General features: G+C 43.8%; 10 protein-coding genes and 1 pseudogene. 8 read left to right on the top strand and 3 right to left on the bottom strand.

The features are described 5' to 3' along the window. A pseudogene (locus P5674_RS21025) lies at positions 1–180 on the bottom strand (hypothetical protein); the annotation flags it as partial. An 84-nt stretch (positions 181–264) separates the two neighbouring features. Continuing rightward, positions 265–819: a gamma carbonic anhydrase family protein gene (locus tag P5674_RS21030; protein WP_006616156.1), complete on the bottom strand. Its 555-nt coding sequence runs from the start codon at positions 817–819 to the stop codon at positions 265–267. 79 nt (positions 820–898) lie between these two features. On the opposite strand from P5674_RS21030, the gene P5674_RS21035 reads away from it, so the two are divergent. The 4 genes from P5674_RS21035 to P5674_RS21050 all read left to right on the top strand — a co-directional run bounded on the left by P5674_RS21035 (position 899) and on the right by P5674_RS21050 (position 3,967). After that, complete coding sequence (locus P5674_RS21035; protein ID WP_006616155.1) at positions 899–1,408, top strand: TIGR02652 family protein; 510 nt, start codon at positions 899–901, stop codon at positions 1,406–1,408. Between the two features lie 23 nt (positions 1,409–1,431). Beyond that, positions 1,432–1,836 carry a VOC family protein gene (locus tag P5674_RS21040; protein ID WP_006616154.1) on the top strand — a complete coding sequence of 135 codons (405 nt, stop codon included), beginning with the start codon at positions 1,432–1,434 and terminating at the stop codon, positions 1,834–1,836. A 347-nt stretch (positions 1,837–2,183) separates the two neighbouring features. Further along, positions 2,184–2,564 (top strand): hypothetical protein, encoded by a 381-nt coding sequence (locus P5674_RS21045; RefSeq protein WP_172973462.1) that lies wholly within the window; start codon positions 2,184–2,186, stop codon positions 2,562–2,564. Between the two features lie 272 nt (positions 2,565–2,836). Beyond that, on the top strand, positions 2,837–3,967 hold the full coding sequence (locus P5674_RS21050; protein WP_014274086.1) for a geranylgeranyl reductase family protein: 1,131 nt from the start codon (positions 2,837–2,839) through the stop codon (positions 3,965–3,967). Between the two features lie 150 nt (positions 3,968–4,117). Here P5674_RS21050 and asnS read toward each other — a convergent pair whose 3' ends face one another. Next, the gene (asnS, locus tag P5674_RS21055; RefSeq protein ID WP_014274085.1) at positions 4,118–5,509 is read right to left on the bottom strand and encodes an asparagine--tRNA ligase; all 1,392 of its coding nucleotides are present in this window, start codon (positions 5,507–5,509) and stop codon (positions 4,118–4,120) included. Between the two features lie 194 nt (positions 5,510–5,703). On the opposite strand from asnS, the gene P5674_RS21060 reads away from it, so the two are divergent. The 4 genes from P5674_RS21060 to P5674_RS21075 all read left to right on the top strand — a co-directional run bounded on the left by P5674_RS21060 (position 5,704) and on the right by P5674_RS21075 (position 9,717). Next, positions 5,704–6,012 carry a carbon dioxide-concentrating mechanism protein CcmK gene (locus P5674_RS21060; RefSeq protein ID WP_006616882.1) on the top strand — a complete coding sequence of 103 codons (309 nt, stop codon included), beginning with the start codon at positions 5,704–5,706 and terminating at the stop codon, positions 6,010–6,012. Positions 6,013–6,132: 120 nt separating this feature from the next. Continuing rightward, positions 6,133–6,483, top strand: coding sequence for a carbon dioxide-concentrating mechanism protein CcmK (locus tag P5674_RS21065; RefSeq protein WP_006616881.1), 351 nt, complete (start codon positions 6,133–6,135; stop codon positions 6,481–6,483). Between the two features lie 106 nt (positions 6,484–6,589). Further along, entirely contained in the window at positions 6,590–7,051 is a 462-nt protein-coding gene (locus P5674_RS21070; protein WP_014274084.1) for a tellurite resistance TerB family protein, read from the top strand. Further along, positions 7,051–9,717, top strand: a complete 2,667-nt coding sequence (locus tag P5674_RS21075) for a zinc-dependent metalloprotease (protein WP_062945561.1) — start codon at positions 7,051–7,053, stop codon at positions 9,715–9,717. Before P5674_RS21070 ends, P5674_RS21075 begins: the two co-directional genes overlap by 1 nt. Positions 9,718–9,841 lie beyond the last annotated feature (124 nt).

The raw sequence follows: 9,841 nt of genomic DNA on the forward strand, positions 1-9,841 counted from the left end.
CAAGCACGGTTTTGTATTGGAGTTGGGGAAGGCGACTTCCCTTTCGACCATAACCGAAAGTAACGCTTGGGGAGAGTCCCACCTCTGGGCTAGACGACGCAAGGAATCTAGTTTAAGTGGTCTCGGTGAGCCAAGAATCCCCGTCTCTTCAGAGCGGGGAGTGTCAAGCTGATTTTCCACCTTCCACCCCGGCTATAACAATTTCTCCGACATTTTCATCCCTCATGGGATAACTGGTAGCCAAGGAATTTTTAGAGTGCGTCCCTATTTTAGTTCAAATCCGGTCTCCGTGCCACCTCCGGCGTGAAATCGTGCCAGTTTCTCGTATCGTTGGGCGTGGTCAATAAGTTCTGTGACTTCGGCTTCGGAAATTTCCCGGATACGTTTAGCGGGAACTCCCACCATTAGCGATCGCGGTGGTACGTCTTTGGTCACTACAGAACCCGCGCCGATAATACTACCGAAACCGACTCGCACTCCATCTAGTATAATTGCCCCAATGCCGATTAAACTTCCCGGTTCAATATGGGCGGCATGGATTACCGCCCGATGACCTACGGTAACATCATGTTCTAAATGGGTAATATATCCGGGGTCGCCGTGGAGAATAGCCCCATCTTGAATATTAGTGCGATCGCCTATAATAATCCGTTCAACATCCCCCCGCACTACCGCAGTATACCAAATACTCGCTCCTGAACCCACTTGTACATCACCAACCACCACCGCACCTGGGGCGACAAATGCAGCCTTAGACAAATCAGGTGGGGGAAAATGACCGACTGCTGGACAAATGGGAGCTTGATCAGGTAGGTTCATAGCTTAAAGGGATGGCTGATTGATACATATACAAAACCCATCGTTATAATAGACCACTACTGGCTCGGAAAACGCTTTCATGATAAATTCTGTCTTGCAGTACCCTATTTTTGGGGCGGAGATTCGCTGTCCTCACTGTCGCCAAAAAATCCCCGCTTTGACCCTGACCGATACTTACCTCTGTCCTCGACATGGGGCTTTTGAAGCTGATCCTCAAACTGGCGAATTGGTACATCTTCAATCCGGGCGACAATGGCGTTTATGGGAGGATGAATGGTATCGACAGCATACCCATCCTGACGGTATCCGCTTTGAAATACACGAAGCCCTCGATCGCTTATATACTCAGGGATATCGAGCCACACGAGTCATTATCGCCCAGCGTTACCAGGAGTTAATTAGTTCTTATCTTGAACGTAACACCCCCTGGCGTGACCAATCGGAGGTGGCGGAAACTCGTCTATATGGTCTTCCTGTAGAGTTTAGCCCCTCGCCACAGGTTGAACCCTGTTGGGATGTGATTAACTTTAGTCTGGAAAAGGAAAAAGAAAAGGACTCTCCTGCATCTTATCCTTATTATTTACGGTGATTGAAATAGATGGGGATAACTTCATGCACCATGCTTCTATTCGCACCGCTGATATTCATCGCGCCATCGCATTTTATCAGCAGTTGGGGTTCGATGTCAGCGATCGCTTTACTACTGGCTACACCCTCGCCTGTTGGATGCAAGGGGATTTGGGCCGCCTTGAACTTATCCAAATTCCTGAACCGTCACCACCCCCTGACCCCTTTGGAGATGAACATTATGTCGGTTACTATCATCTCTCCTTTGACTTGACTGATATTACTCCTGATTTACCTACTTGGATTCATGATTTAAGCGATCGCATCCCCTCTTTAAAGGTTCTCCTTCCCCCTACCCAACAGCTAATCAGTAACCGCGTTTATGAGGTCGCTTTTATTGCTGATGCTGACGGCTTACCACTGGAATTTATCCGCTTGTTAAAGGCTTAATTAATTCCACAATTGCCGCCATTCCATTGCTCTAAATTTTAAAAAAAAAATGGCCCGCCGCTCTAAAGGGGTTGACAAGATGGGGGGATGCCGGGTAATATTATAGTATTACGCTTTATAATTGGAATATGTACCAAAATAATTTTAAAGTCATGCCTCCCATTATGTAAAATGGTAGCACAGCCACCCGCCCAAGTCAATAGTTATCTCTCATTACTAGGGCGATCGCCACAATTTGTAACAAAACTTAACATAATCGGCTATCAAAATATTAGCTGTTAAGGGGAGACGGTAACGAGGGAGTGTTAATGCGCTATCTTGTTAAAAAACGACAGGAGAATAAACAAATGGCAGATAATTCAACCGAAACCAGTAATAATGCTGTAGAGGCGGTAAGTAGCATCAAGGATAAATTCGTAAATATCATCAATAGTTGGCAACTGAAAGTAGGAATAGTTCTGTCCGTAGTAGCGGCGATCGGTTTGCTGTCATTTTTTTGGTCTCATATAGTAGCGGAGTTAGGGATGAAGGCTTGGTCAAAGAGTTCTGGAGCGACTCCGATTAGGTGTATGATCAGAGATACCAATGGCGATGAGTATGTCAGTTGTAGCGCCATCCTCAATGACCAAATAGTACCCTTAGAATGCGGTTCAAGCATCTTTAACGTGGGGTGTCGGATCAACTATGGGGCGGCGGCGGCTCCAGCAGTTCGCCAACGGAAACCTTAATGGGTGTAAACCCACCGGGATATATGGTAATTGGTAGGGGCGGGTTCACGGGGCTATATGGTAATTGGTAGGGGCGGGTTCACGGGGCTATATGGTAGTAACAGATAAATGCACATAAACCCGCCCTATCTATCCCCGTCATAATAAACCCGCCCTATCTATCCCCGTCATAATAAACCCACCCAGGTTAAGATAGTTAGAGAGCAGGGGAGAAGATTATTGAAACACCGACTAATCTTTAATTCCCTGCTTTTAATTTTAAGGATAAATTAATGATTTTTGATTGTATTATTGTAGGTTCAGGTCCAGCGGGAGCGACAGCAGCCTATCATTTGGCGAAAAAAGGTCATTCGATTTTAGTTATTGATAAAGCGATTTTGCCACGATATAAACCCTGTGGGGGTGGAGTTTCTCCGGTAGTTCAGGATTGGTTTGATTTCGATTTTTCGCCGGCAATTTCTCTGCAAACTCATGTGGTTTATTATACATGGAATAAATCGGAACCCATAGAGGTGGAATTAAAAATCAATCCGATTTGGATGGTCAGGCGAGAGGTTTTTGATTATTTTATTGTGAAACAGGCTATCAGTAAAGGGGCTACAGTTAAAGATAATACGGAGGTTATGGGGATAGAATTTAAGAGCGATCGCTGGTTAGTTAAAACCCCGGAAGATACCTACACGGGTCGTTATTTAATTGGGGCGGATGGTGCTAAAGGTCCTATGGCAAAATGGTTAGGATTTACCAAACAAAAGAAACTGGTAGCGGGGGCGTTAGAATTAGAAATACCGACATCTGAACCTGTGGATATGAAAACCTATTTTGAGTTTGGTTTAGTCAATAGTGGTTATGGCTGGAATTTCCCTAAAGCTGACGGCTATTCCCTAGGAGCCGGAGCCTTTTCTAAACAACGCAAAGCACAAAATTTTAAACGAATATTAGAAGATTATGCGACATTTTTTAACCTGAATTTAGATAATGCTACCGAATGCGGACATCCGATTTCTCTGTGGGATGGTAAACAAAAACTACATACCCAAAATGCAGTTTTAGCAGGAGAAGCGGCTTGTGTGGTTGATCCATTTACGGCTGAGGGTATTCGTCCATCTATTTTTAGTGGTTTAAAAGCTGCTGAAGCAATTAATCAAGCCCTAGGGGGGAATATTAATGCTTTAGATAAGTACACAGAGACGATAAATGAGGAATGGGGTAATCAGATGATGTGGGCTCAGAAATTAGCTCAAATATTTTACCGTTTTCCTCAATTTGGCTATAAAGTAGCTGTCAAAAAACCTTCAGCCACCGCGACTATGAGCCGCATATTTGCGGGAGAGTTGAGTTATTCAGATGTAGCAAATAAAGGGATTAAATTATTGCAAAAATCCCTCTTTAATTTTAACTAAAAATAACTAATATTCAGCCTCTAATTAAAACTCTCGGATAGGTCAAGGGGACATATTTTAATGACATTTGGTAGTGGTAGGGTCAGAACCGGTCAAATAGTGATAATAGACCGGAACATTAAAAACTGACGTACCCGTGTAAATGACTGTTTAAAAATCAATGGTTTGGGGAGCGCGGGGGAAAGGAATTACATCACGAATATTAGCCATCCCTGTCATAAACTGAACTACCCGTTCAAACCCTAAACCAAAACCCGCATGGGGAACAGTTCCATAGCGCCTCAAATCTAAATACCACCATAATTCATCGGGGTTAATTTGTAAGGCTTCCATACGTTTTTGGAGGATATCTAAGCGTTCTTCCCGTTGAGAACCGCCGATAATTTCGCCAACTTTTGGGGCGAGAACATCCATGGCGCGGACAGTTTTTCCGTCTTCATTTTGACGCATATAAAAGGCTTTGATTTCCTGGGGGTAGTCGGTAACAATTACGGGTTTTTTAAAGAGTTCTTCAGCTAGGTAGCGTTCATGTTCGGATTGTAGGTCTAAGCCCCAACTGACGGGATATTCAAAGGTGCGATCGCTTTTTTCCAATAGTGCGATCGCCTCGGTATAGGTAATGCGTTCAAATTCATTATTGATAATATTATCAGCCGTAGCCAAGACGGAATTATCAATTCTTTGGTTGAAAAATTCCAGGTCTTCTGGACATTGTTCTAAAACGGACTTAAAGATATGTTTAAGGAAAGCCTCAGCCAAGTCCATATTACCATCAAGGTCACAAAAAGCCATTTCTGGTTCAATCATCCAGAACTCGGCTAAGTGGCGAGAAGTATTAGAATTTTCCGCCCGAAAAGTGGGGCCAAAAGTGTAAACATTGCCAAAAGCCAGAGCCATAATTTCAGCTTCTAGTTGACCGCTAACGGTAAGAAATGCGCGTTTTCCAAAGAAGTCTTGGGAGAAATCTATAGCTTTGGTATCGGTGAGGGGTAGATTATTGAGATCTAAACTGGTGACGGAAAATAATTCTCCCGCCCCTTCGCAGTCACTGGCGGTGATAATAGGGGTATGTATCCACAGAAAGCCTCTTTCTTGGAAAAATTGGTGAACCGCCGCCGCACAGGCGTTGCGAACCCGAAAGACTGCGCCATAGGTGTTAGTACGCGATCGCAAATGGGCGATCGTGCGTAGAAACTCAAAAGAGTGTCGCTTCTTCTGCAAAACATAGGTCTGAGGGTCAGCCTCACCATAGACCTGTACAGTATCAGCCTTGAGTTCAATACGTTGACCTTTCGCAGGAGAGGAGACAATTTCCCCAACCACTTCCACGGATGCGCCGGTGTTCAGTTGTCGTAAAATTGCTGCATAATCTGTTAAATCGGGGTTGAGGACTACCTGAAGGTTAGCCATACAAGACCCATCATTAACCTCAACAAAGGTAAACTCCTTCAGTTCCCGTTTAGTCCTCACCCAACCCTGAACCGTTACCGCTTCACCGGGTTTACCTGTCCGCAAAATTTCTGCTATACGTCCTGTGGCCATTTTGTCTGTCCCTTAACCCATCTAATTTTATATATACCAGCGATCGGGAATCGGGAACCACAGGTCTGGTGACAGTTAACCATCATCACTGGGCGGTCCACTGTTCCTAAAGTTTTCTAAACCAATAGTATGTTTAAGTGCTATTTTCGGCGTAAAATTAGCTTGAGCAATATCAATGAGCGAGGAGACATTCCATGCCAGAGGCGGTGGGTGTAATTCAAACCTTGGGTTTTCCAGGTGTACTGGCGGCGGCTGATGCAATGGTTAAAGCTGGACGGGTGACTTTGGTTTATTTTGATTTAGCAGAACGGGGAGAGTTTATGGTCGCCATTCGGGGCGGAGTTTCGGAAGTTAAGCCCGCAATGGAGGCTGGTATTGCAGCGGCTCAAAATACCTTTGGGTGTACGATTATTACTCACTACACCATTCCTAACCCTCCGCCTAATATTGTTGATGTTCTTCCTATTCACCATACCCCCAAGAGCGAACCCTTCCGAGTCTAACTGGTCGCTCAGGTTGGGAGTATGTACATATAGCATATTCTGGTAAATTTGTCAACAATTGTCGCTGGACTCAAGTTTTGAGGTGCAGCGACGGGTTATTATTCACTCAGGAGAGTTTCGATGTCACAACAAGCAGTGGGCGCACTGGAAACGAAGGGGTTTCCAGGAATTTTGGCGGCAGCAGATGCAATGGTTAAAGCAGGTCGTGTCACCCTAGTGGGCTATATTCGGGCGGGTAGCGCTCGGTTTACGGTGATGATACGAGGAGATGTTTCCGAGGTGAAAACCGCTATGGATGCTGGTATTGCAGCGGTAGAGAAGGTATATGGGGGGGCTTTGGAAACTTGGGTAATTATTCCCCGTCCTCATGAAAATGTCGTGGCTGTGCTTCCTATTGATTTTAGCGACGCGGTGGAAGAATATCGAGCTGCGGCTGAGGGTTTGACTCTTCCTAGGGGTAACGCACGATAATGGACAGGCTCCTTGCTCCGGGGGAATCACGGAGTAGGGGGCAATGGTAAAATATAAGTTGTGCTACAATGAACCCTTTATTCGTTGTTGAGAGAGTGGGTTTCTGATGAGCATACTCAACAAAATCTTTAAAGGACAGGATGAAACACGGATTTCTCTGTCTACCCCGGAGGCGTTTGCGGCGATCGCTGTTAGTGCTATCTGTGCTGACGGCTATCTGTGCGCCCAGGAAAGGGAACGGATTATAGTTGTATTGTCGGAACTTCCCCTGTTTAACGGATATTCAGAGCAAAAACTCACTAATTTAGTCGAGAAGTTATTTGAGTTACTATCCCTCAAGGGGACTTACTCTCTATTGGCGATCGCTCGTGAGTTTTTACCTGTACAACTTCAGGAAACTGTGTTTACAGTAGTTAGCGATTTGTTATTGGTTGATGGGGTCTTGTCTATTAAAGAACGAGAGTTTTTGACCCATTTGTGGCAAATGTTGGATATACCTGCTGAACAAGCGTCTGAGATTTTTGAGCAGAAATTAGAACAATACGATCTCAGAACACCTAATGGTTAATGAGAAGATTAAGCCGATATCTGATAATTGTTGTGATCTCATTTGTCATAGTGACAATGGGGTTGACTCAGGCGATCGCACAAATCCCCAACCGAGGGGCGATCGCTCCATTTCAGATATCCCAGCAACAGACACAACCCCCTGATTTTGATAGTATCATCCAGGGCACAGAACAATTTATCGGGTTGTTTACTCTCTATCACAAACCCGAAACTAGACAGGTTTATCTGGAAATTCAACCCCAACAGCTTGGGCAAAATTTTCTGTGTTTTATTAGCCTGGAGTCCGGGTTAGAAAATACTAACTTTTGGAGTGGTCAAGATTTAGGAAATTTCCTATTTAAACTGCGTTCTGTTCCCAACCGGATAGAATTATTAATTCCTAATATCAACTTTCGGATTAATCCTCAAGAACCGCAAGCCGCCGCCATAGAACGTGCCTTTAGGGATTCAGTTTTATACTCCCTACCCGTCATGGCTACCCACCCTGAAAGACAGAGTATTTTAATCGATTTTAGCCCAGTGTTAGTAGGAAATAACGAATTTTCTGGAGTCGTTTCTCGACTGGTATTAAGTTTACAAAATAACTACAATTTTGATGCTGATAAATCCTCTATTTCTAGTCTCAAGGCTTTTCCGAATAATATTGAAGTTGCATCAGTATTAGGGTTTACAGCAGTGGGGAGAAACCTGGTACCTGATAGCCCGGCTATTTCTGATAGGCGTGCATTTAACCTACAAATTCGCTACAGTTTTCTCGCCCTTCCTGATGATCACAGCTACCGAACTCGCCTAGCTGATGAACGAATCGGCTATTTTACAACTATTTATCGGGATGTTTCTAACCCCAGCAGACCAGGCGCAATGGTGCGCTATATTAACCGCTGGAATTTACAAAAACAAATCCCTAGTGCGCCCTTGTCAGCACCAGTAGAACCCATTGTATTTTGGCTAGAAAATACCATCCCTTTAGCATACCGTGAAGCCATTGCAGAAGGGGCTTTAATGTGGAATAAAGCCTTTGAAAAGGTGGGTTTTATGAATGCGATCAAAGTTAGACAAATGCCGGATAATGCTACCTGGGACCCCGCCGATGTCCGTTATAATACCATTCGCTGGTCTACATCTTTTAACTCTCCTTTCAGTGGTTATGGTCCTTCCCATGTTAACCCTTTAACAGGTCAAATTTTAGATGCAGATATGGTTATTGAAAGTCAAGCCATTGACAGCTTGCGACAAAGACAGGAAATTTTAGTCGAGGGTAGTTCTGCACAATGTCATGATGGTTTATTAGGGCGAAATTGGCAACAACCCACCCCTAATAATCAGGAATATTTAATAGCATTGGAGCATTTTTGTTTTGAGGTAGAATCTACTCGTCAATTGGCTATTGGTGCGATCGCCATGTCTGTGAATCCTAGGTTTCACCAAGATTCTATAGATGAGTATATTAATCAATATTTGCGTTATTTAACCGCCCATGAAATTGGTCATACTTTGGGGTTAAGACACAATTTCCGAGGTAGTACCATGCTAACACCAGAAGAATTAAACGATCGCCATATTACCCGGACTAGGGGAATGACCGCCTCAGTAATGGACTATTTACCAGTTAATTTAGCCCCCCCAGGACAACCCCAGGGCGATTATTTTCCCGTAGTGTTAGGCGCTTATGATGACTGGGCGATTCAATATGGATATCAACCTATTTTAGAACATACACCTTATTTAGAGTCTCGCCAATTGCAGGAAATTGTAGCACAGGCAACTGCTCAAGATCTAGCATTTGCAACCGATGAAGATGTATGGGGAATTTTTCTTGACCCCGAGGCGCTACCATGGGATCTCAGTAGTGAGATGTTACGCTATTCTCAATGGCAATTAGACAATGCCAGGTCGATATGGGATAGGTTAGAAACCCGTTCATTTCCCAGCAGTCAAGAATCTGACCAACTGCTGACAGCTTTTAATATAATTTTGAGTTATTATGCTAATAATGCAGCTAATGCCATACCATATATAGGGGGTCAGTCTTTCCATCGTTATCGCATTGGTAATAGTGGCGGTTCTTTACCTTTAGAACCAATTTCAGTCACTCAGCAAAGGGAGGCTTTGAAACTTTTAGCCAAATATGTATTTGCTGAAGATGCTTTTAATTTTTCTCCGAACTTGTTAAATCGCTTAGTTCCTTCTCGATGGTCTGATTGGGGAAATCCTAATCGTTTTGCGTCCTTAGATTATCCGATTAGCGATCGCATTTTGTGGGTGCAAAGTCGAATTTTATCTGAACTACTTTCACCAGCGAGGCTAACTCGTTTGCGGGATTTAGAATTTAAAACTTCTCCCGGTAATGCTTTAACCATACCAGAATTATTGGAAATGCTAACAAATAGCATCTGGTCGGAACTATGGACTAGCGAAAAACAAATATCTATTGGTCCGGTGCGTCGTTCCCTGCAACAAGTTTATCTGGATTTAATGACTAATATAGTATTAGGAAATACCCCCGCTCCCCAAGATGCACAGACCTTAGCCTGGTTTCAGTTTAAGCAATTAGAAGAATCCCTAGATTATCTAGTAAAACGTCGTGGCGATCGACTAGATGCTTACAGTATAGCACATTTAGCAAAAAGTCGCGATCGGATTGCTAAAACTTTAGGAATATAGCCTTAACTTACCATATCAAAAACCGCAATTATCATTAACACAAAAATCCTCCCATTCTCCAGTCAATTAAACTTCCCCACCGGAATTGTCATAAACCCGCCCCCACCCACCCATAAATCATCAA

The organism is Limnospira sp. PMC 289.06 (genome assembly GCF_032350395.1).
Taxonomy (GTDB): domain Bacteria; phylum Cyanobacteriota; class Cyanobacteriia; order Cyanobacteriales; family Microcoleaceae; genus Limnospira; species Limnospira platensis.